Genomic DNA, 21,639 nt, shown 5'->3' with positions numbered 1-21,639 from the left:
GTTTCACCCAACGTGTGCGGCTTCGCGCTCGGCAAGTTCTTTCAGGACGAGCAGTTGTTTGCGCATCATCACCAGATCACCCAGTGCGAGCGCTCGCGCGAGCACAGCCGGCCCCTCGAAGAGCACACGCACGTGCAACCGCGAACCTGAACCCGCGCGGCGCACCGAGTAGGTGGTGACGACACGATTCGTGCGCAGCGTGATGTGCTCGTCGGCGACGAAGGACACCAGATCGAACAGGTTCATAAACCGCTGGCCGAGTTGGAGCTCGACAAGTTCGGGGTCACGGGTCCGTGGGCTGCGTTTGCCGAAGTTGTCGAACAGGTCGTAGCTGTACGGCGCTACCCGCAGCTGGCACAGCCAGGAGAACACGACGGCGGGCGGCGCGTCGACCGAGATGGCGCGGTCGGCAGTTGTGCCTGCGTCCGGCAACAGGTCGTCGCAGGGCAGTGGGAGTGCCCGTTCGCCGGGCGTGGCTCCCCACACGAGTCCGGGGATCAGGTCGGTGATCATGCCGCTGCCGCGATCTTTCGCAGCATTCGTCCGACGACGATCCTGTGGCCGCCACTGCCGATGACGAGGGCACGGTAAATCTTGCCGTGGAGACCGGGGAACGCCGCATGGGTGTAGGCGGTCAGCCGGGTCCGGGACGGTCCGCTTTCGTCGAGGGTGAAGGCCAATTCGTAGATCGAGAAGGGATGTCGACCCCTCAGGACAAGACGGTTCGGCGCATCGGCTTCGTCGACCTCGAAGCCTGCGGGTGGGGTCGGAGCGGCGGGATCTTTGCAGACGACGCTGAGCAACGCGTCCCAGGTATGTGCCCGATCGGAGGCGATCTCTGTGGCATGCTCATCGATATAAGGCAAACGTTCCATATAGAAGGACTGTACTAGATCATGGCTCCACCCCGCAAGCACAGCACCGACGTGATCCTCGACGCAGCGCGCGCATTGGTGCTGGCAGACGGCCCGCGCTCGGCAAGCGTCGCCGCGATCGCCGCGCGCAGCGGCGCACCGGCAGGCACGCTCTACCACCGCTTCGGCAACCGCGACGGCATCCTGACAGCGGCCTGGCTCCGCGCTCTCGAGCGATTCCAAACCCGCGCGAAAACTGCGGCGCAACTACCGGATCCACTGGAGGCGGGTGTAGCCCTTGCCCGGAGCGCGATCGTGTTCGCGCGCGAAGAACCGCAGGATGCGCGGCTACTCCTGAACACGAGGCCTGCCGACTTGATCGACGGCCCGCCGGACGACGCCTTCACGACCACGCTCGCTGCCATGAACGCGCCGATGTTTGCCGAGGTCCGCCGGATTGCCCGAGCTCTCACGGGAGCCGACGATCCGCGCAACCTCGACGCCGTCGCGCGGGCGATCGTCGACCTGCCCTACTCGGCCGTGCGGCGCCACGGTCGGACCGATCCGCTCCCGGAGTGGCTAGAGGACGACATCGCCGACGCAGCGAGGACTCTGCTGGCGAACATATAGACGGCTCGCTACCTCAGCCGTCGCGCCACTGCAGCCGAACGACTTGGGACATGTGGATCGGTGACCGTTCCTCGATCGTGAAACCACGCTCTGCCAGTTGCCGATACTCCGGCGACGTGTCGAATCGGTACGGCGGGAGGTTCCACACTTCGTTCGAGGTGTGACGAATCGTTCGTGCGGTGTCGCGGTCGGCGTCGGCAACGAACCAGAGCACCCGGCAGCCAGTGAGATCAGCATCGGGAATGGTCAGGTTCTCGTCCCACAGCCAACCTTCGGCGACCGCGGAACGGCCTACCCCCACGTCCCGTACACCGTCGAACGCGGTCGGTCGGATGTTCATCGCCACCCGTGCCGAGGTCGGATTCCAGGCGGAGTCGTTTGTGAACAGGACGCAGTCGCCGGGCGCACCGTGTGTCTCGAAGAAGTCGGCGACGGCGCTGAAGTCCATCTCGCTCGGCTTCGAAAACGTTCCCCGTTGCGCGAGGTATGCGGGAACGGCCGTCGCGAGCAGCACGGCTGCCAAGGCGGGCGCTACCCAGACCCGAGCCGAGACCGCCGCGATCGCTCCTCCGACCAGCAACGCGACCGCAGGGGTTGTGAAGGTCAGATAGCGATCGAGATAGATCGGCTCGGCGAGCAAAGAAAACAGAAGCAACGCAACCGTGGGAACAACCGCCCACGGGACGGCAACAGCCAGCAACGACCTGTCGATGCGAGGTGCTGCGAGCGCAACGACGACAACGGTTGCTACCGCGAAAACGGGCGCCCCCACGAACCACTGATACTCGAGCACCGACCGCACGACGTGACGATCGAGCGGTGGAATCCAGTCGACCTGCCCCGATTGCCCTCGAATGAATACGACTGCAGGCAGGGCCAACAATCCGCCGACTGCAGCGGCGGAAAGCCACCGCAGCAACGACTTCCGCGACAGAATCGCAACGGTCAGCAGATGAGCACCGACCAGGGTCGCAGTGTCGACGAACAGCACGATCGTCACCGCAGCCCCGGCGGCATAACCCGCCCACCACGACCACCGCGTGCCACGCAGAGCGACGACAAGAACAACCGTCAGCCACACCGCAGCGGCAGCGGTCAGCGCGTACGACCTTGCCTCGACCGCAGCCCAGGTAACCCGCGGGAGTATCGCGAAGACGACACCGGCGAACAGCCCGACCCGATCGTTCACCAGTAGGCGGCCGAGAACCACGACACCGGCCGCGGCTATCCCGACCGCTAGAGCACTGGGAAACCGGGCACTGAACTCCGAGTTCCCGAACAGTCGGAACCAGAAGTGCATGCCGATGTCGTAGAGCCCGTGCACCGCATCCTGGTGTTCGAGAATGCGTCGCAGGTCAGGCAGTGGACGCGACGAGACGTAGACGGTCGCGGCCTCGTCGTACCAATACGACGGACGCCACGAGCCGAGTACGCCCAAAACCAAGGCGAACACAAAGGCCGCAACCGGCCCGACGAACCTCGAATCAGCTCGTTGGAGGCTTCGCCGCATACAACCGTTCCCAGTTTTCGCGGCTGGTCAACGTCGGAAGCGCATCTCGATAGTCCTTCTGCACGGCGGGCAGTTCCTGCCGCAGACGACGCAGTACCTTGCGCGTCCGACGCAGCAGATCACGCGCTTTTGCCTTGTCCCGCTGGCGAACTCGAACCCCCGACTGCGACGCATCTGTCACGACGACGTGATCGAACAGCGAGATGTGCCACCAGTGCGCATCTTCACGTGTCACCCCGATGATGCCGTGTTGCGTACGGCCGAACCATTGGTCGATCGCACGCTTGACCAGGATCAGCTTGGCGTGACTCGGCTCGCCCGATGCGCGACGGGTGTGCAGATGTGACGATTGCACGGGTGCCGTCGCCGCCGGATGCTTGATCGTTTCCGGGTAGTCGGCTCGCCCCTTGCGGATCGCGGCCATCGCTTCGATACCGCCGTCGGCCAGACCCTTCGGGCCGTCGAGGAAGTCTTCGATGCCTTTCAGCGTCGTGTAGACGAGGCCGTACTGCATCGCGACCAGATGTTCCGAGATCGAACGGAAGAACTGACGCGACAACGCTTTTGCGTCGAGTTCGGTATGCAGGGCACCGACGATCAACGAGTTGCGCGTGCTGAAGTAGCGCGCCCAGTCGTCGAAGTCCTTCCAGTAGAAGTCCGCGTGCCATACCGCGGCGTTGGGCAGAGTGACGGTGACGAAGCCGGCTTCGCGAGCGCGGATGCCGTATTCGACGTCGTCCCATTGGAAGAAGATCGGGATTGGCAGACCGATCCTGGCGACCACCTCGGCCGGGATCAAACAGGTCCACCAGGCGTTGTAGCCCGCGTCGACCCTGCGCTCCTGCCGCTTGTTGAGCATGCTGACGTTGCGCAGCGCCTTCGGCACCTTCTGGCCGTGCATCAGCTTGTGCAGATGCACTTCCTCAGCGCCGACATTCAAGTAATCAGGGTTGAGCAGGAACAGCATCTGCGCGCCGACGAGCGTCGGCTCGACGGTCAGGTTCGCAAAAGCGTTGAGCCGCAACACCGTTTCGGGCTCGCACAGGATGTCGTCGTCCATCAGGATGACGTCGGCATGCTCGTTGAACGCCGACACCTCGTATAGACCGCGCGTAAAACCGCCTGCCCCACCGAGATTCGGCTGCCGCAGGTAGCGAAGTTTGTCGCCGAGCTTGGCCGCGGTCTCGGTGTAGAGCTGGCGATCCTGCACGAGGTCGGTGCCCTGATCGACAACGAACACGGCATCGATCGCGGCGACGACGGTGTCGTCGGAAGCCAGCGCGGCGATGGTCTGGGCGCAGTCGTCGGCACGGTTGAAGGTGCAGATCGCGATCGCGACCGGGCGCACGTGATCGGGCGCGTCGACGGTCCAGGCCAGGTCGGAAATTTCGACGTCACCGCCGATCGCAGCGAATTCCAGCCACATCGCGCCACCGTCGACGAACTTGTCGAGTGGCGCTGTCATCGTGAAGCTGCCCGATTCGGTGACCTCGATGCTGTCGACGATGCGCCGATGTCCCGCGATGTCGGAGGCGAGCAGTTTGATCCGCGCGCGACGCGCAACGTTCAACGTCGCCGAAACCTGAACCTCGGTGACCGTCGTCCAGCGCTGCCAATAGCTCGCCGCGAACCGACCGAAGTAGGTATTGAGATTCGCCTCGGCACCCTTGTTGAGCTGGATGGACAGGCGCTCTCGCTGCGAACCACCTTTGACCACCGCGTAGAGCTCGTCGTTGATGGTCGGCCAGGGTCCGACGAAGATTCCGCGCTGTACGACGAGTCGCTCGGGAGCTTGGTGATCCACCAGCAGGCTGGCAGGGGCCGCCCCCGAGTCGGGTTCGCTCGTCACGGCCTGTGCTGCCGGCTGATCCATGGAGTCCTCTGCGTCGGGCAACCCGAGGGCGCGGGTCGCGGCTGACGTGAGGATACCAACCGGTCAGCGATTCCTCCCCAGTGCGAAGGCCCGACGTGGCGGCCGTTACGGCTGGCGATTTTCGGTCTTGTCGCTGCCTTTGCCGCCGTCTCCGACGAACACGAATTTGTCGTAGGCCCAGTACCTGAACACCACCGCGACGATCTGACCGATCAGCGTTCCCGAGATGTTGTCCGAGAGCGGACTCGAGAGGTCGAGCACGTACCGCGAGAACCCGAGGCAGCCCAGCTGCAGACCGATCGCAACCACGTTGAACAGCGCATACAGCACGTATTCGCGTAGCGGATTGTCCGTCTTCTTGTGCGAGAAGGTCCACCACTTGTTGCCGAAGTAGGTGACGACCGTCGCGACAGCGATCGCGATGATCTTCGCCTGCAGCGGCGCGTGGAACAGCGGACCTTCGCCACCCCAGAACACAAGGAGGTTGTAGGTACCCGCGTCGACGAGAAAACCGATGCCACCGACGACGAGAAACGCACTCCCCTGCCGCAGACCCAACTTGACCTTCTGCAGCAGCGAATCGGTAGGGGTCGTCACACGGCGAGGGTACCGACTCCCTGTAACCTGCCCGTGCACACTGTTCCTTCATAGGGACCGCACAGAAACCATGAGCAGAGGACTACCAGGGGTGGATTCCGCCGACCTTCGCATTGCCGCAGTCGTCCCGTGCCACAACGAGGAGGCAGCGGTCGCGAAAGTGGTGGCCGATCTCAAGGCAGCAGTCCCTGGAATCGTCGTCTACGTCTACGACAACCTCAGCACCGATGCGACCGCGGAACGTGCTGCCGAAGCCGGCGCAATCGTTCGTCGCGAACTGTCCAAAGGTAAAGGCAACGTGGTTCGCCGCGCGTTCGCCGACATCGAAGCCGACGTCTACCTGATGATCGACGGCGACGACACCTACGAGGCCGCCGCGGCGCCCGAGATGATCCAAGCCCTGCTCGACGGCCCTTTCGATCACGTCCTCGGTGTCCGCAAACAGATCGACAGCACCGACACCGCGTACCGCGCCGGGCACGAAACTGGCAACAAAATCCTGAACGGCGTCGTCGGCAAGGTGTTCGGCGAGAACGTCCAAGACATGCTCAGCGGATTCCGCGTCTTCTCGCGACGCTTCGTCAAGAGCTTCCCAGCGGTGTCGCGTGAATTCGAGATCGAAACCGAACTGACCGTCCACTCGCTGCACCTGCGCGTGCCGCAGACGTCGGTCGAGGTCGACTTCCGTGACCGTCCGGCGGGCAGCGAATCCAAACTGCGGACCTACCACGACGGTTTCAAAATTCTCTCACTGATCGTCGGGCTGGCCCGGCACGAACGGCCTGTCGCGTTCTACGGTCTGTTCGGCACGCTCAGCCTGCTGATCTCGATCATTCTGTCGGTGCCGATCATCATCGAGTTCTACGAGACCGGGCTTGTGCCACGGTTCCCGACGCTGTTTCTCGCGTTCACCCTCGTAATGCTCGGCTGCCTCGCCTGGACCGCCGGACTGATCCTCGACGGCATCCGCAGATCACGGCACGAGACGGCCCGCCTGGTCTACCTGCGCTATTCGGCCGTGTCGGAAGGTCCGCGGCGGTGACGACGGCTCCTCCTGAGCAGGATTCCGGGCAGGAGTCCAAGTTCGACCGAGCCTCGTCGACCATCGAACGTTTCGGCACCGCGTCTGTTGTGTTCGCGATCCTGGCGGCCATTTTCGGCGTGACGTTCGCTGTCGTCACACCGCCGTTCTGGGGCCACGACGAGATCACTCAGTTCGGTCGCGCATACCAGGTCGCACACGGCGGCATCCTTCCCCAGGAGATCGAGGACTCGCGCGGGGTCGCCTACGGCGGCGACGTGCCGAAGAGCATCGACGATCTGATGGGTTACGCACTCCGCGACTACACGGACAATCCCGCAGAGCCAGGGCCGATGGTCTTCGAGCCGGGTCGCTACTCGGACCTGGAATCCGCTGCGATTTCCGATGAGCAGAAGACGATCTGGTTCACGAACACGGCTGCCTACTCGCCGGTCCCGTACATTCCTGCCGCGGTTGGCATCTGGACGGCGGAGGTGTTCGACGCCGACGTCGGAACGACGATTCTGCTGACGCGGCTCGCCGGTCTGGTCGCGTATCTGCTGATCGTGGCGTTCGCACTACGCGCGTTGCGGGAACGCCGGGTGCAGTGGCTCGCGTTCACGGTCGCACTGCTGCCGATCGCGGTGTTCCAGGCTGGCACGGTCACCGCCGACACCCTGACCAACGCGTTGGCGATGCTGGTCTCGGTGCTGATCGTGAAGGCGCTGTTCGTCGGCGACAACCTGAGCAAGGTCGAACGCGCTGCGCTGCTGCTGTCGGTCCTCACGCTGCCGCTCTGCAAGCCGACCTACATTCTCCTTGCGATGCTCGTTGTGGTCGTGCCGCCGGAACGACTCGGTCTAGCCGGCCGTTTGCGTTGGTTGCCGTGGGGATTCGCCGCGGTCGGCGGCGTTATGTTCCTGATCTGGACGAAAATTTCGGCACCGACGACCGAGGGCATGGGCCGCATGCGGCCGGAAAAGCAGTGGTACTCGGTGGTGCCGAGCGAGCAGTTGAAGGGCATCCTTTCGGACCCGATTCACTTCGCGAGCGTCTTCGGTCAAAGCGTGATGCGCCGCGACCACGAGTGGTTCGCGGAGTTCTTCGGCGAACTCGGCTTCGCTTACATCAACGTCCCCGCGACGACGATCGTCGCGTGCCTGCTCGCGATCGTGATCAGCCTCGGCGTTGCAGAGCGGATGGTCGCGACGCAGCGCCGGACCGTGTTGGTGCTGCTGGCGCTACTGGCAACGGTCGCAATGATCTACGTGACGCTGTACCTGTCGTTCACGCCTGTCGGATATTTCATCATCGACGGCGTGCAGGGCCGCTACTTCGTTCCGCTTGCCGTCATCGGGTTCGCCGTCGCGCTGCGCTGGTTCCGCCTGCGGTTGACCGACGAGTCCGGCGGTCTGAGCATGCGCGGTCCGGCAATCGCGGTCATCGCGGCAACCGTCGTGTCGCTCGCCGCGGCCGTGACCAGGTATTACACCTTCGTGTGGGGTTAGTCAGCTCGGACTGACATAGCGGGAACAGACGAAATCGACTGTCTCGCTGATTAATTGGTGCTTCGCAGGTTCGGGCAGCAGCCGTAGCGGACCGTCGATCAGTAGAAGCGACAGACCGTGCACGGTCGACCACGCGGTGGATTCGACGATCGCCCGATCCGATTCGGCTACCAAGCCCGCCCGAACCAGGCCCTCGACGATGCTCACCAACATTTGATACGGCTCGTAACCGGTGTGTGGATCGCTCGGCGGTTCGGTTATCTGCCCGCCACGCGAGAAGGCGGTCCGAAACAATCCGGGCTCCGCGATGGCGAAGTTGATGTAGCCCTCCCCCGATGCGCGTAGTCGCGCGAGGGCGGCGGCCTGACTCGAGTCGTCGGGATCGATCGTTGCCAGGCGTCCGCCGATCGAGGTCGCCAGTTCCACCATTGCACGTTGTTTGACAGCGTCGAGCAGTTCGTCGCGGTCTGCAAAATGCCGGTACGCAGCGGTCGGGGTGACGCCGACACTCTTCGCGACCGCGCGCACGGTGATCTGCTCGGGCCCGTCCGAGGCCGCAAGTTCCTCTGCGGCTCGGGTCAGCGCGTTCTTCAAATCCCCATGGTGGTAGCTGCTGCGTTGGGACTTCGTCGACGGCGACACAACCTAGATGTTGACAGGTGTACACATCGCGTGGCAAGTTAACACTCGACAAGTTAACACCCGTAAAGATTGGAGTCCGCGATGCTGACTCGTTTCGGCCACTTCGTCACTTCCCACGCACGAGCAATCCTCGCCGTGACACTGTTCGCGCTGATCGGCGCCGCAGTGCTCGGCTCGACAGCGTTCGGCAACCTGCAGTCGGAGGGCTTCGACGACCCAGCGTCGGAATCCAGTCGCGCAGCCGTACAACTCGCCGACAACTTCCCCGGCGGCGCCGACCTGATCCTCGTCGCAGATGCACACCGCAACGTCGACGACACCCGCGCCGCAGGCACACAGCTCACCGACCGGCTGGCAGCAGATCCGGCGGTCGCCGGCGTCATCTCCTACTGGCAGACCAACGCACCGACCATGCGATCGGACGACGCGACGATGGCGATTGTCGCTGTGACACTGAAAGCTCCCGCAGACGAATCCGCGAAAAGCATCATCGACAACTTCTCCGGTTCGGTCGACGGGTTCGACATCTCGATCGGCGGCAAAGAAGGCGTGATGCACGACGTCGGCGAACAGATCGGCACCGATCTCATCCGAGCGGAGATGATCGCCATTCCGCTGATGCTCGTGCTGCTCGGACTTGCGTTCGGCAGCATCGTCGCCGCCCTGCTGCCCCTTGCCATCGGGGTGTTCGCAATCTTCGGGACGTTCGCCGAACTCGCGATACTCGGGTCCACGACGGATGTGTCCATCTACGCGATCAACCTCACGACCAGCCTCGGCCTCGGCCTCGCCATCGACTACGCCCTACTGATGGTCAGTCGCTTCCGGGAGGAGTACGCGAAGTCAGGCAACGTCGACGCCGCCGTTGTCCGAACCATCGAAACTGCAGGCCGCACAATCCTGTTCAGCTCGACAGCCGTAGCAGCTGCCCTCGCAGTGCTGACCGTCTTCCCGATGTACTTCCTGCGGTCGTTCGCCTACGCGGGGATCGGCGTAATCGTCATCGCGATGCTCGGCGGGCTGATCGTTCTGCCCGCGATGCTGACGGTGCTGGGCCCTCGGGTGAATGCGGGCAAGCTGCCATGGGCAAAGCATCTGCCGAGCACGGTCGTCCCGTTCTGGGGCACGCTCGCCCGACTGGTGATGCGACGGCCGCTCGTCACCGCGCTACCAGTCGTCGCGCTTATGGTCCTGCTCGCAGCACCGTTGCTGCATGTCGAATTCGGCACTCCGGACGACCGCGTGCTGCCGACCTCTGCATCGAGCCGGGAGGCGGGTGATGCATTGCGCGACAAGTTCACCGCCGACGACACCTCCGCAATCGACGTGGTGAGCACCGGGGCGGTCGTGGATCTGCAAGGTCTTGCCGGTCGCCTCTCACAACTCGACGACGTCGAGCGGGTCGACACAAGCGCAGGCACCTTCGTCGACGGTGGTCTCGTCGCCACGTCGCCGATGGACTCTCGCTTCGCAGCCGGGGATGCGCAACGGTTGTCGATCGTCACCGACATCGATCCGCGCTCGGATGCGGCGAAGGAACTGGTCACCGCTGTACGGTCCGATACCGCAGGCGCCGACGTGCTCGTCGGTGGCGAGACAGCAGAGATCATCGACAGTCAGGACGCAATCGCGTCGCGGCTGCCGCTTGCGATCGGGTTGATAGTGCTGTCGACCTTCGTTCTGCTGTTCCTCTTCACCGGCAGTGTGCTGCAACCACTTCGAGCCCTCGTACTCAACGTGATCGGTCTGTCCGCGACGATCGGCGTGCTGGTGCTGATCTTCCAGGAAGGCTGGCTGTCGGGATTGCTCGGCTTCACCCCGCTGCCGCTCGACACGTCGATGCTGGTGCTGATGTTCTGCATCACCTTCGGCTTGTCGATGGACTACGAGGTTTTCGTCATGAGCCGCATCAAGGAAATGCACGACAACGGTGCATCGGACGAAGACGCCGTCGCCGACGGTCTGTCACGCACCGGCCGCATCGTCTCGATGGCCGCAGTGATCCTCGCGGTGAGCTTCTTCTCGTTCGGAACCTCGTCGGTCAGCTTCATCCAGATGTTCGGAATCGGCGCCGGCCTTGCCGTTCTCATCGATGCGACGCTGATCCGCGGCGTCCTCGTTCCGGCAGCGATGCGAGTGCTCGGCAGATCGGCATGGTGGGCGCCCGCGCCACTACGCAAGATCCACGATCGGGTCGGAGTGTCGGAAGAGCGGGAATCGGTCAACGCCTAGACCCTCGCCGAGTGGGCTTTCAGCGCGGGATTCACCTCGAAGATTCCCGCAGTGAGAGCCCACTCGTCAGGTCTGGGCGGCGTCGCCCTGTTCGACTTCGCCCTGGTCCACATAGGCCTGCTCGGTCGCCGCTTTCCGCGGCCGCCACCAGTCTTCGTTCGCCCTGTACCACTCGACCGTCGAGCCGAGACCGGACCGGAAGTCGCCGAACTTCGGTGACCAGCCCAATTCCGACCGCAGCAGAGAAGAGTCGATCGCATAACGCAGATCGTGACCTGCCCGATCCGACACGAAATCGAAGTCGTCGGGTTCGCGACCGAACGCTTCGAGGATCATCTCGACGACGGACCGATTGTCGAGTTCGCCGTCCGCGCCGATCAGGTAGGTCTGCCCGATCTCGCCTCGTTCGAGAATTGCCCACACCGCACTGTTGTGGTCGTCGACATGAATCCAGTCGCGCACATTTTTGCCCGCGCCGTAGAGGCGGGGTCGGACGCCGTCGATCAGATTCGTGATCTGGCGTGGAATGAACTTCTCGACGTGCTGGTACGGGCCATAGTTGTTGGAGCAGTTCGAGATTGTGGACCGCACCCCGAACGACCGGGTCCACGCACGGACCAGCATGTCGCTCGACGCTTTGGTCGCCGAGTACGGACTCGACGGGTTGTACGCCGTCGACTCCGAAAAACGTTGTGGATCATCGAGTTCCAGATCGCCGTACACTTCGTCAGTCGAAATATGATGGTAGCGAACGTCGTGGCGGCGAACGGCCTGCAACAACGAATAGGTGCCGACGATGTTGGTCTGCAGGAACGGCCACGGATCGGCGATCGAATTATCGTTGTGCGACTCGGCAGCGAAATGCACAACCGCATCGACGCTGCTCACCAATTCGTCGACAAGATCCAGGTCGGCAATATCGCCGTGGACGAAGTCGATCTTGTCTAGCACCGGATCGAGCGAGGCACTGTTGCCTGCATAGGTGAGCGAATCGAGCACGGTGACAACGACATCCGGGCGCTCCGTGACCGTCGTGTGCACGAAGTTCGACCCGATGAAACCCGCGCCTCCGGTGACCAGCAAGTGCATTTCTGCGACGATACGCGATTCGCTCTCGGCCGAGAGTATTCGCGACGAACTTGCGCCGGTAGCGCGGAAACCTGAGACTTGTCGATTATGCGTGGAATCATCCTCGCGGGCGGAACGGGATCACGCCTGCATCCGATCACGATCGGCGTCAGCAAACAGTTGGTTCCGGTTTACGACAAACCGATGATCTACTACCCACTTTCGACCCTGATGCTCGCTGGTATCCGCGACATCCTCATCATCACGACCCCCGGCGACGCCGACGCGTTCCAGCGGTTGCTCGGCGACGGCGCACAATTCGGCATCTCGCTGACCTACACCGAGCAGCGAGAACCCAACGGTCTAGCGCAGGCGTTCGTTCTCGGTGCCGATCACGTCGGCGACGACAAGGTCGCGCTTATCCTCGGCGACAACATCTTCTACGGCCAGGGCATGGGCACCCGGCTGAATCGGTTCAACGATGTCGACGGTGGCGCCGTCTTCGCCTACTGGGTATCGGATCCCTCGGCATACGGCGTCATCGATTTCGACAAGGACGGTCGGGCGATCTCGATCGAAGAAAAGCCGGTGCAGCCGGCATCGAACTTTGCTATTCCAGGCCTCTATTTCTACGACAACGACGTCGTCGCGATTGCGCGGGACCTGCAGCCGAGCGCGCGGGGTGAGTACGAAATCACCGACGTCAACAAGGCATACCTCGAAGCCGGCAGGCTCGGTGTCGAGGTTCTGCCGCGTGGAACAGCGTGGTTGGACACCGGGACCTTCGATTCGCTGCTCGACGCGAGCAACTACGTGCGCACGATCGAGGAACGCCAGGGTCTCAAGATCGGTGCGCCGGAAGAGGTTGCGTGGCGGCGCGGCTTCATCACCGACGACCAACTGCGTGAGCGTGGCGAGACGTCGGTCAAGTCGGGTTACGGACGGTACCTACTGAACTTGCTCGAACGCGGCCGGGATTGGTGACTGTCGATGCAGATACGTGAACTGGCTATTTCCGGTGCCTGGGAGTTGACGCCGAAGCAGTTCGGCGACGACCGTGGCGTCTTCCTCGAGTGGTACAAGGCCACGGAATTCACTGCCGCGGTCGGTGCGCCGGTCATGCTTGCGCAGGCGAACTGTTCCGTGTCGGCGGCCGGCGTACTGCGCGGCATTCACTACACGGACAACCCGCCGGGCCAGGCGAAGTACGTGACCTGCGCACGAGGCGCCTTTCTCGATGTGGTCGTCGACCTGCGGGTCGGTTCGCCGACGTTCGGGCAGTGGGATTCGGTGCTCATCGACGACGTCGATCGGCGCGCGGTCTACCTGTCCGCAGGCCTCGGCCACGCCATCCTGTCGTTGGAGGACAACTCGACGGTCATCTACCTGTGCTCGCTCGAATACAGCCCAGAACTCGATCACGACGTCAGCCCACTCGATCCGGATCTGCGAATCGACTGGCCGACCGTCGGCCGCAACGGCGAGCCGCTCGACTACTCACTGTCTGCGAAGGACTCCGTCGCACGGAGCTTCGCGCAGGCTCGAGCCGACGGACTGCTACCCACCTTCGGGGCGTGACAGCCGAGCCCGCAGACCCATCGCATCATGTGGGGAGCGCACCTTCGCGTCGTTGTCGAAGTAGACGAATGCGTCGCGATCGGTGGTCCAGCTGCGGAGCTTCTCGGCCCAGCGGTCCAGCGCGTCGTCGGTGTATCCACTGACGTAGAGCTCCTCGTCGCCGTGCAGTCGGGCGTAGACGAAGTCGGCGGTCAGTTCTTCGGGGGCGGGGAATTTTCCTGCGCTGTCGGCGATCACGAGCGCAATCCCGTTGTCGCGCAATATGTCCGCAGCCTCCGGTACAGCGAAACTCGGGTTGCGTATTTCGACAGCGTGACGAAAGGGTCGGTCGGCGTCGGTGCTCGTCCAGGCGCGGCCCTCGACCTTGTCGCCGTGGCCTTTGGCAAATTCGACGGCTTCGTTCGTCGTGCGTGGCAGTCGTTGGGCGAAGGCGGCGAGGACCTTTACGTCGAACGTCAGATTCGGCGGAAGCTGCCACAGCACCGGACCGAGCTTCCGGCCGAGCGCGAGGATCCCCGACGCGAAGAAGTTGGCCAACGGCTCTTCGACGTCGACCAACCTCTTCATGTGTGTGATGAAGCGTGGAGCCTTGACCGCGAAGACGAAGTCGTCGGGGGTCTGCTCCGCCCATTTCTGATAGCTGCTCGGTCGTTGCAATGCGTAGAACGACCCGTTGATCTCGATGGAGTCGACTCGCTCGGACATGTACTCGAGTTCACGACGATGCGCGAGGCCCTCCGGATAGAACTGTCCACGCCAAGGCGGATAGACCCATCCGGAGGTGCCAACGCGAATCATGGCACTACAGTTACCCGATCCTTCGGTTCGCTCGACACCGCGGGTGTCTTGTCGGTCCGGCCGATGAAGTGGGTCGCCGCTACCAGCACCCCGACCACTGCGACAATTCCCACGAACACCAGGCCCGGCCTGTAGGCGTCGAGCACCTCGTCCGGCGCGGTCGCGTCGGTCGTGATGATCGCGGTGGTGATCGCCAGGACGACCGCCGCCCCGACCTGCATCGACGTCTGTACCAAACCGGCGGCGAGGCCCTGTTCGTGATCGTCGATCCCGTTGGTCGCCTGAATGTTGATCGACGGGAATCCGAGCGCGAAGCCGAGGCCGAGCAGCAGCACCGTCGGCAGCAGCAATGCGACGTAGGCGGGATGGGTATCGACACGGAGGAACAGGAAGTAGCCGATTGCCATGGCTACCAGGCTGACGATGATCAGACGTGGTGTGCCGAAGCGGTCGATGATGCGGTCAGCGAAAGGCGCGCTGAACGCGACAAGCAAGCCTGCGGGTAGCAACGCCATGGCCAGCGCCAACGGCGACCAACCGAGCGTCTTCTGCAAGTAGATCGTCACGATGAACTGGAAGCTGAAGTACGAGCCTGCCATCGCGATGATGGCGACATTGGCACGAACGAGGCTGCCGCGACGCAATATTCCGAGGCGAAGCAACGGATGTGCGACCCGTTGCTCGACGCTGACGAACGCCGCACCGAGGGCAACAACGGCGACGAACGATCCGATCGTGCGAGCCGATCCCCAGCCTGCTTCGGGCGCCGAGACCACGGTGTAGACGAGAAGCAGCATCGCGGAGGTGGACAGGATCGCGCCTGCGATGTCGTAGCCGCCCGAGGTGTCCGCCTTGTCGCGCGGGATGAGGATGAATGCTGCGATCAGTGCGCCGATTGCGATCGGGACCGGAAGCAGGAAGGTCCAGCGCCAGCCGATACCTGTCATCAGACCGCCGAACACCAACCCGGACGAGAAGCCGCTCGCGCCGAACAGGGTGTAGATCGACAGCGCCTTGTTGCGTGCTTTTCCTTCGGCGAAGGTCGTTGTGATGATGGAGAGTCCGGTCGGGGCGGTGAACGCGGCGGCAAGACCCTTGATGAAGCGGGTTGCGATCAGCAGCGGTCCCGAGTCGACGACGCCACCGAGCAGCGACGCCACCGCGAAGACGCTCAGTGCGATGAGGAACACCTTGCGGCGACCGAGGAGGTCGGCTGTGCGGCCGCCGAGCAGCAGCAGTCCGCCGTAGCCGAGGATGTAGCCGCTGATCAGCCATTGGAGTGTGGAGGTCGACAGGTTCAGTTCGTCGCCGATGGACGGGAGAGCGACGCCGACCATCGAGACGTCGAGTCCATCGAGGAACAACACGACGCAGAGGGTGATGAGAATTCCCCAGAGGCGAAGTGACCAGTTCGAATCGTTGTCGGCGGGCGCGTGCTCCGCGTTCGGAATCGTGGCAGTGGAGGTCATGGGATGAGACATTACATGCGTATGCATTAAATGCAACAGCAATAAATGCGATTGCATTCAATGCGTGTGCATGCTAGTGTCGCGGCCATGGCAGAGCACTCGACGGCGAGCCGGCTCACCACCACACCGGACGCCGACAGCGAACTTGTAGACCAGTGGCGGCTTCTACTCGCCAAACATTCGGCGGTGTCGTGCGCGCTCGAAAAGGCCTTGCAGGACGGGCACAACATCGGCGTCAGCGAATTCGAGACGTTGGACCGCCTCGTCGACGAAGCAAGCGGCAGCTACCGGATGAGTGATCTGTCCCAGGACATCTATCTGAGCCAGAGTGCGCTGTCACGCACGGTTGCGCGGCTCGAACGCGATCACCTCGTCGAACGAAACATGTGTACAAGCGATCGTCGATCGATCTTCGTCTGCCTCACCGATACCGGCCGCGCCCTGCACGCCGACGCCCGCAAGACGCACCGAGCCGTGCTCGCTTCAACGTTGGTCTGAACTAACGCCGCATCTCGCGGACCTTCGCCGACTGCCTGCGTTCTTTGAAGCGCCAGAACTGCACAGCGCGAACACTCGACGCCATCTGATGTACCGGACCGGACAGATCGCCGAGTGAGTTCTGCAGCTCGGCGCCCATTGTCGAAATGTCGTCGACCATGCCTGCCAATTCGATCAGGCTCAGCACAAGCTCTAGACACAGCCGGATCGTCGCGGCGATGGTCACGCCCATCACAGGTGCGACGACGAGGAGGAACAGCACTCCCGCGAAAATCGACCACTGGAACACCAGCACAGTCAGGGCGATCGGGATTGCAACGGCAAGCACCAAACCGAGGGCGTAAACCGCAGGCAGCAGATCCCGCGTCGCTACCCGGGTGAAACGGATGTCGAGCAGCCCACGCGCGACAGAGGTGGCCCAGTGACCGAAGGCAACGACGCGGTTCGGCCACGTCGCAGGCGTCGGCTCAGGTTCGGGAGCATCTGGTTCCCAGTACTCGTCGGAGTCGACTGCCCACGTGGCCAGGTCGACGTCCTCGTACTGTCGCGACTCCTCACTCATGCTTCGATCTTCCCCTGCCAGAGTGGGATTCGCGAATACTGCGGCGAGTCGCCCGGCATGTGCAGGTAACTTGACTGCCATCATGCTCAATCGACTTCTCGAGGCCCTCCTCTACTTCCCGTCGCGAGTGATCCTCACGACGCCGGCGGATGTCGACCTGGTGTACACGGACTTGCGCTTTGTCACCGAGGACGGCGTCACCGTCAACGGCTGGTGGCTGCCGACGCCGATCGCCCCGTCGCGCGGCCACATCCTGTTCGCACACGGCAACGGCGCAAACATCGGCGACTGGATCCTGCCTGCCGCATTGCTGGTCGCCGCAGGGTTCGACGTCATGCTCTTCGACTATCGCGGCTACGGGCACAGCGAAGGCCGGCCGACCGAAAAAGGCACCTACTTCGACGCACGCGCTGCCAGGACAGCCCTGCTCGAACAGGACGAGGTCGACCCGGACAGGGTTCTCTACCTCGGCGAATCGCTCGGCGGCGCGGTGATGATCGAGTTGGCGACGGCTTATCCTCCCGCAGGCCTGATTCTCACGTCGACGTTCACCAGCGTCCGCGATGTCGCGAAGGTTCACTTCGGCTTCATTCCGACACGGTTGGTACCCGACGCCTATCCCAGCTTGCGACGAATACGGACTCTGCGGTCGCCGCTGTTGATGGTGCACGGAACGCTGGACGAAATCGTGCCCGTCTCGCATGCGCATCGACTCTTCGCCGCCGCGCCCGAGCCCAAAGAGCTGCACATCATCGAGCGGGTCGGCCACAACAGCCTGATCCCCGAAGCAGGCACCGAGTGGGTCGAGACGATCTCTGCGTGGGTAACCGGGCTCGGCGACAACTAGGTTTGGCAGCCTTTTACGGTTGCCAGAAAGTTGCTCAGGCTCGCGGGGTGGAAAATTTCGGCCGCGCAGACCAGCTACGAGAAGCACGCGATCGCTCTTTTCGCCGATTTCGGGAGGGTCGAAAGCCCAGGAAAGCCCGCTTTAGAGCCCCCGCGGGCTCGCCGAGAAGTTTTTGGGCTCCTCTCACGAAATTCTCAGTAACTTTTTGTGCGCTGCCTCCGATACCCCTTCTGAAGCACCGAGCAAGCAAGTTTCACGAAGGAGAAAAGAGTGCGCACCACCGCCGGAACATCCGTCTCCCCAAGCGCCCTGGCTGCATCTGCAGACGAGTACACCAAGCGTGGATGGATGGTAACGACGACCGCCAACGGAATCTCGCTCATCACCGATGCCAATGTTTGCGGCATCGAGGTCCCAGCCGAGTACACCGATGGCGTTCACGCATTCATGCAGGCGAACATGCTCCTCGGTCCCGTTATCGAACTTCCAGGGTCCGAGACCCGGCAGATCCACCTCGTCACAGGTGTAGCGAAGGCCGCACTGGCCATCGCAGCGCTGCGTGAACTGGGTGCCATCGTCTACATGGACGGCGACACCATCGCGTTGCCGCCAACCCAGATGATCGCCGGTTCTGCCCGCTGGGCCGTATCCCCCGAGGAATCGCGCTGGGTTCCGCCGCTCGTTGCGGTCGCAGCAGCTGTCCGCTCGGTGAAGTCGAGCAGCTGGGCTCGACGCAACGCCCGCGTCGCCTGCTGAGCTGTCCGACCCACGATCGAGAGATCCCAACTACTGCTGGACCCTCACTGCCTCTCGCTGATTACAGCGAGAGGCAGTTTTGTGTCGTAAACCACATTTTTGCGGAATCAGAATCTCGCCACTCAGGCCCTAGCGGTAGCTGAAAAGTTACCAATTCGTTGTGTCGGCTCGGACACACTCCTCATGTCACCTCGGCGACAGACCGAGATGCCTCGCAAACTCCACCATTCGGAGGACACGTTCCCACTCTGGAGGCACCATGCGAGACGCACACACCACCCCGACGGTCACGAACATCCTCGACGCCTTGCGGTCGAGTACAGCGCACGCGGCTGGACCGTACGATCCTCTGCGATCGGACTCGAACTCGTGACCGGTCCGACGCTCTGCGGCATCGAGTTGCCCGCCGACCTCGCGCTGGATATCCACAAGTTCCTTCGCGTGCACCTGCTAGCCGGGCCGGTCATCGAACTGCCGACCGTCCCACGGCGCCACATCGTTCTCGCCGCGACGACAGGGGTCTCGCACAACGCGATGGCCACGATCCGCGACCACGGCTTGATCGTGCACACGGGCGGCGCTCGTATTCCGTTGCCGCCGACCTATCTGCTGACCGGCCCCGTGCGCTGGTTCACGGCACCGTCGTCACGGACCACCCTGCCGCCCCTCGTTGCTGTGTCGGCCGCGTTGCGTGCGGTCGCGTCACCGCGCTGGCACGGCGCGGTATCGGCGTTGGCGTCCTGAGAAGCTCACGTCTGGGATCGGTACGGTAAGCATCGGCGGGCGCGCCTGGCAACAACACTTTTTGGGGGATTCGAATGAGCGGCACCGAGGACGATCGAGCGTCGGGCTCGCCCGAAAATGCGTGGGGTCCGCCGCCGGCTTGGGTTCACGAACCTCCCATGGGCCCTGCGACCAACCCGACAACCGTGTACCCGAACGGCATGCCCCCGCGGGCGCAGTACTTCCCACCACCACCCCCGCCGCCCCGGCGAAACACTGCCCTCATCGCGGGCGGAGTTGCCGTCGTCGCCTTGCTGACCGCGGTCCTCGTGCTGGTGATCGTCACCCGCGGCAGTTCGGACAGTGGCACGCCGACAACTGCCGAGGTGTCGTCGGCAGAGTCCTCGGCTGCCACAACTCGCGCTGCGCCGAAGACCACACACGAGGGCGATTTGCCCGCACCCGCTCCGGTGATCGACGGCTATCAGTCTGTTTTCGTGCCGAGCCGCGGGGTGGCCTACGACGTCCCCGCGGACTGGGACGTCGCCTCGCAAGGCACGATCGGTGGCACCAACGGTGTCATCGGCAAGGGCGTTGCCGACTACGACGACGGCTACTGCGGCAACTGGGTGAAAGCTATGTCGGTTCTCATTACAGCAGGTCAACCCGACCCGACCGCGGCGGCGATCGAGGTTGGCCGGAGAGCGTCGAGCGGCTACAACTCCCCCGACATCAAGTCGTCTCCCGCGGTTCCGTTCCAATCTCGCGACGGCCAGTCCACTGGTGTCTTCGTCGAGACCTCCGGGTCCCTGACCTCGACCGAGTCGTGTGCGCCGCCGAGATTCTCGGTGTTCACATTCGCCGTGCCGAACGGGCCCGACACCGACCTGATGGTGATCGTCGCCGATCGCGGAGTATCGGGCGAACTGACCACCGACGATGCGAAGACGATCTTCTCCAGCATTCGCAAACCGACGGGGTGAGCGCCTTCGACCCCCAGGGTGTCTAGCTCCTGACGCGGTTCGAACCGACAGTTGTTACACCAGGTCGGATCGTCCGTAGGAGTTTGCTCAGATGCCGAAAACACGTCGCAATGCCGCTGCACTGCTGTTGGGTGTCGCCGTCGGTGCAGCGCTGCTCAGCGGCTGCGGTTCCGACATCACCCCACGGGCGGTCGCCGAACCTGCGTCCGAGAAGGCGCCGGACGCACCGAAGCCGACGACCCCGAAACGAACCCCCACCCCCAAGGCCGACGAGCCGGTATTCACCGCCGAAGTGGGCGACTGCGTGAGCCTCACCGGATCCGATACGGCCCCTGTGATCGCGCTTGCGCCCTGCGGCACGCCCGCCGCCGGGTTCAAAGTTGTGGCCACAGTCGCCAAACATGATGAATGTGCTGCCGATATCGATCAGTGGTACGCGTCGACGCGCGGCGGGGTCGAGACCAGTGCGCTGTGCATGGACGTCGACTGGGTTGTCGGACAGTGCTATTCGACGGCCGGCGACGTCATCGGCAAGATCGACTGCGCCGCAGTAACTCCTGGCGATGTGCGGCTGCTCCGGATTATCAGCGGCTCCGACGATCCTGCAGAATGCGGGGCAGGGCAAGGCTTCGCGTACACGGTTCGCAAGACCGTCGTCTGCGCTGAGCGGCTGTAGGAGGCGAACATCGTGCCGCACAATCAACTTTCGATCGCCTCCCACCGCTACCGGGTGAGCTGGCCTGCTCTCGCACTGGTCAGCGCGACCTTCTCCGCCCTGATCCTGCTGCACGTGACGGCGCCGCAAGCATGGGTGCTTGCTCTCATCCTGGTGCCGTTGGCTGTCGCGCCGGAGTGAGAGGTCTGGCGCTGCTCGACATAACCGATGCAGCAACGCCGGCCACGACCGCCCACACGCTGAACGGATACAAGGCAACTCGCTCGACAACGCCGAACGGTAGGTCGGTGACGACGATCGCCAGCGTGCCGAGAGTGCCTGTTACACAGGCTGCTGCGGTGAGTATGCCGAAGTGTCGCCATTGTGTGTAGATCGGTCGGATCAGCAGAGCGAGTGCAGCGTTGCGTGCGATGAAGGTTGGTATCGCGACGATTTGATGCAGCGATTCGTCGGTATCGATCGGGACGAAACCTGTTGCGGTGCAACTTATTGCGGTTACGGCAAGTAGTGCGAGAACGATGTTGCTCCGTCTACCCGGCGGAAGCAGGTTTTTGAGGCCGAACGCTCCGACCGCGACCAGAATGCCGGTCACCATAAACGCCCAGTTCATGAGATCAGGCAGCGGGGAACAGATGTCGCCCGTGCAGTGGATTTCCCCGAGGCTGCTGATGGAACTGGTGGCAGCGTTGTAGGTCTTCGGCAGCGCGGCAACGACGACCGCCTCAGCAACGAAGTAGCCGGCAATGAGGATCCACGCGACAGCACCGATTCGTTCGCGCACCGACAGGGTCATGGGGTCATTGTCGCTGGGTTC

Annotated in this window: 24 protein-coding genes; 13 read left to right on the top strand and 11 right to left on the bottom strand. The window is 63.3% G+C overall.

The features are described 5' to 3' along the window. Nucleotides 1-3: 3 nt before the first annotated feature. A complete protein-coding gene (locus tag JGU71_RS13905) occupies nucleotides 4-513 on the bottom strand; it encodes a hypothetical protein (protein WP_233529206.1) in 510 nt (169 codons plus the stop codon). Further along, entirely contained in the window at nucleotides 510-875 is a 366-nt protein-coding gene (locus JGU71_RS13900) for a hypothetical protein (protein WP_199704756.1), read from the bottom strand. Before JGU71_RS13900 ends, JGU71_RS13905 begins: the two co-directional genes overlap by 4 nt. Nucleotides 876-896: 21 nt before the next feature. On the opposite strand from JGU71_RS13900, the gene JGU71_RS13895 reads away from it, so the two are divergent. Continuing rightward, nucleotides 897-1,484, top strand: coding sequence for a TetR/AcrR family transcriptional regulator (locus tag JGU71_RS13895; protein ID WP_199704755.1), 588 nt, complete (start codon nucleotides 897-899; stop codon nucleotides 1,482-1,484). A 13-nt stretch (nucleotides 1,485-1,497) separates the two neighbouring features. Here the strand turns inward: JGU71_RS13895 and JGU71_RS13890 are convergent, their stop codons facing one another. The 3 genes from JGU71_RS13890 to JGU71_RS13880 all read right to left on the bottom strand — a co-directional run bounded on the left by JGU71_RS13890 (nucleotide 1,498) and on the right by JGU71_RS13880 (nucleotide 5,464). After that, a complete protein-coding gene (locus tag JGU71_RS13890; protein ID WP_199704754.1) occupies nucleotides 1,498-2,994 on the bottom strand; it encodes a glycosyltransferase family 39 protein in 1,497 nt (498 codons plus the stop codon). Then, a complete protein-coding gene (locus tag JGU71_RS13885; protein WP_199704753.1) occupies nucleotides 2,969-4,867 on the bottom strand; it encodes a glycosyltransferase in 1,899 nt (632 codons plus the stop codon). Before JGU71_RS13885 ends, JGU71_RS13890 begins: the two co-directional genes overlap by 26 nt. A gap of 105 nt (nucleotides 4,868-4,972) precedes the next feature. Beyond that, nucleotides 4,973-5,464: a GtrA family protein gene (locus JGU71_RS13880; protein WP_199704752.1), complete on the bottom strand. Its 492-nt coding sequence runs from the start codon at nucleotides 5,462-5,464 to the stop codon at nucleotides 4,973-4,975. A 91-nt stretch (nucleotides 5,465-5,555) separates the two neighbouring features. Here JGU71_RS13880 and JGU71_RS13875 point away from each other — a divergent pair, with 91 nt between their 5' ends. Together JGU71_RS13875 and JGU71_RS13870 are read left to right on the top strand one after the other, a co-directional pair. Continuing rightward, complete coding sequence (locus JGU71_RS13875) at nucleotides 5,556-6,506, top strand: glycosyltransferase (RefSeq protein WP_199704751.1); 951 nt, start codon at nucleotides 5,556-5,558, stop codon at nucleotides 6,504-6,506. Then, nucleotides 6,503-7,993 carry a DUF2142 domain-containing protein gene (locus JGU71_RS13870; protein WP_307829646.1) on the top strand — a complete coding sequence of 497 codons (1,491 nt, stop codon included), beginning with the start codon at nucleotides 6,503-6,505 and terminating at the stop codon, nucleotides 7,991-7,993. Before JGU71_RS13875 ends, JGU71_RS13870 begins: the two co-directional genes overlap by 4 nt. Here JGU71_RS13870 and JGU71_RS13865 read toward each other — a convergent pair whose 3' ends face one another. Then, nucleotides 7,994-8,587: a TetR/AcrR family transcriptional regulator gene (locus JGU71_RS13865; protein WP_199704750.1), complete on the bottom strand. Its 594-nt coding sequence runs from the start codon at nucleotides 8,585-8,587 to the stop codon at nucleotides 7,994-7,996. 129 nt (nucleotides 8,588-8,716) lie between these two features. On the opposite strand from JGU71_RS13865, the gene JGU71_RS13860 reads away from it, so the two are divergent. Beyond that, entirely contained in the window at nucleotides 8,717-10,867 is a 2,151-nt protein-coding gene (locus JGU71_RS13860; RefSeq protein ID WP_199704749.1) for an MMPL family transporter, read from the top strand. Nucleotides 10,868-10,933: 66 nt separating this feature from the next. Here JGU71_RS13860 and rfbB read toward each other — a convergent pair whose 3' ends face one another. After that, nucleotides 10,934-11,956: a dTDP-glucose 4,6-dehydratase gene (rfbB, locus tag JGU71_RS13855; RefSeq protein WP_199704748.1), complete on the bottom strand. Its 1,023-nt coding sequence runs from the start codon at nucleotides 11,954-11,956 to the stop codon at nucleotides 10,934-10,936. An 87-nt stretch (nucleotides 11,957-12,043) separates the two neighbouring features. On the opposite strand from rfbB, the gene rfbA reads away from it, so the two are divergent. Continuing rightward, on the top strand, nucleotides 12,044-12,919 hold the full coding sequence (rfbA, locus tag JGU71_RS13850) for a glucose-1-phosphate thymidylyltransferase RfbA (protein ID WP_199704747.1): 876 nt from the start codon (nucleotides 12,044-12,046) through the stop codon (nucleotides 12,917-12,919). A gap of 6 nt (nucleotides 12,920-12,925) precedes the next feature. After that, entirely contained in the window at nucleotides 12,926-13,513 is a 588-nt protein-coding gene (locus JGU71_RS13845; RefSeq protein WP_199704746.1) for a dTDP-4-dehydrorhamnose 3,5-epimerase family protein, read from the top strand. Here the strand turns inward: JGU71_RS13845 and JGU71_RS13840 are convergent. Together JGU71_RS13840 and JGU71_RS13835 are read right to left on the bottom strand one after the other, a co-directional pair. Continuing rightward, entirely contained in the window at nucleotides 13,493-14,311 is an 819-nt protein-coding gene (locus JGU71_RS13840) for a DUF72 domain-containing protein (RefSeq protein WP_199704745.1), read from the bottom strand. The genes JGU71_RS13845 and JGU71_RS13840 overlap by 21 nt on opposite strands. Continuing rightward, nucleotides 14,308-15,780, bottom strand: a complete 1,473-nt coding sequence (locus tag JGU71_RS13835; protein WP_199704744.1) for an MFS transporter — start codon at nucleotides 15,778-15,780, stop codon at nucleotides 14,308-14,310. The genes JGU71_RS13840 and JGU71_RS13835 overlap by 4 nt, the downstream gene beginning before the upstream one ends. Nucleotides 15,781-15,867: 87 nt before the next feature. Here JGU71_RS13835 and JGU71_RS13830 point away from each other — a divergent pair, with 87 nt between their 5' ends. Further along, nucleotides 15,868-16,278 (top strand): MarR family winged helix-turn-helix transcriptional regulator, encoded by a 411-nt coding sequence (locus JGU71_RS13830; RefSeq protein WP_199704743.1) that lies wholly within the window; start codon nucleotides 15,868-15,870, stop codon nucleotides 16,276-16,278. Nucleotide 16,279: 1 nt separating this feature from the next. On the opposite strand, the gene JGU71_RS13825 is transcribed toward JGU71_RS13830, so the two are convergent. Beyond that, nucleotides 16,280-16,840: a DUF4282 domain-containing protein gene (locus JGU71_RS13825; protein ID WP_199704742.1), complete on the bottom strand. Its 561-nt coding sequence runs from the start codon at nucleotides 16,838-16,840 to the stop codon at nucleotides 16,280-16,282. A gap of 82 nt (nucleotides 16,841-16,922) precedes the next feature. On the opposite strand from JGU71_RS13825, the gene JGU71_RS13820 reads away from it, so the two are divergent. The 6 genes from JGU71_RS13820 (at nucleotide 16,923) to JGU71_RS13795 (ending at nucleotide 21,005) form a co-directional block, all read left to right on the top strand. Beyond that, a complete protein-coding gene (locus JGU71_RS13820) occupies nucleotides 16,923-17,687 on the top strand; it encodes an alpha/beta hydrolase (RefSeq protein WP_199704741.1) in 765 nt (254 codons plus the stop codon). Nucleotides 17,688-17,957: 270 nt separating this feature from the next. Further along, nucleotides 17,958-18,443, top strand: a complete 486-nt coding sequence (locus tag JGU71_RS13815) for a hypothetical protein (RefSeq protein ID WP_199704740.1) — start codon at nucleotides 17,958-17,960, stop codon at nucleotides 18,441-18,443. A 369-nt stretch (nucleotides 18,444-18,812) separates the two neighbouring features. Continuing rightward, complete coding sequence (locus tag JGU71_RS13810) at nucleotides 18,813-19,187, top strand: hypothetical protein (protein WP_199704739.1); 375 nt, start codon at nucleotides 18,813-18,815, stop codon at nucleotides 19,185-19,187. A 74-nt stretch (nucleotides 19,188-19,261) separates the two neighbouring features. Further along, a complete protein-coding gene (locus tag JGU71_RS13805) occupies nucleotides 19,262-20,149 on the top strand; it encodes a DUF8017 domain-containing protein (RefSeq protein WP_199704738.1) in 888 nt (295 codons plus the stop codon). A 91-nt stretch (nucleotides 20,150-20,240) separates the two neighbouring features. After that, complete coding sequence (gene lppU, locus JGU71_RS13800) at nucleotides 20,241-20,825, top strand: LppU family putative lipoprotein (protein ID WP_199704737.1); 585 nt, start codon at nucleotides 20,241-20,243, stop codon at nucleotides 20,823-20,825. Nucleotides 20,826-20,837: 12 nt separating this feature from the next. Then, a complete protein-coding gene (locus JGU71_RS13795; protein ID WP_199704736.1) occupies nucleotides 20,838-21,005 on the top strand; it encodes a hypothetical protein in 168 nt (55 codons plus the stop codon). On the opposite strand, the gene JGU71_RS13790 is transcribed toward JGU71_RS13795, so the two are convergent. After that, the gene (locus JGU71_RS13790; RefSeq protein ID WP_199704735.1) at nucleotides 20,971-21,618 is read right to left on the bottom strand and encodes a DUF998 domain-containing protein; all 648 of its coding nucleotides are present in this window, start codon (nucleotides 21,616-21,618) and stop codon (nucleotides 20,971-20,973) included. The genes JGU71_RS13795 and JGU71_RS13790 overlap by 35 nt on opposite strands. Between the last annotated feature and the right edge of the window lie 21 nt (nucleotides 21,619-21,639).

Origin of the sequence: Antrihabitans stalagmiti (assembly GCF_016482825.1) — a bacterium.
Classification (GTDB): Bacteria; Actinomycetota; Actinomycetes; order Mycobacteriales; family Mycobacteriaceae; genus Antrihabitans; species Antrihabitans stalagmiti.
The sequence above is the reverse complement of the archived record's forward strand: the minus strand, read 5'-3'. Positions and strand labels throughout refer to the sequence as shown.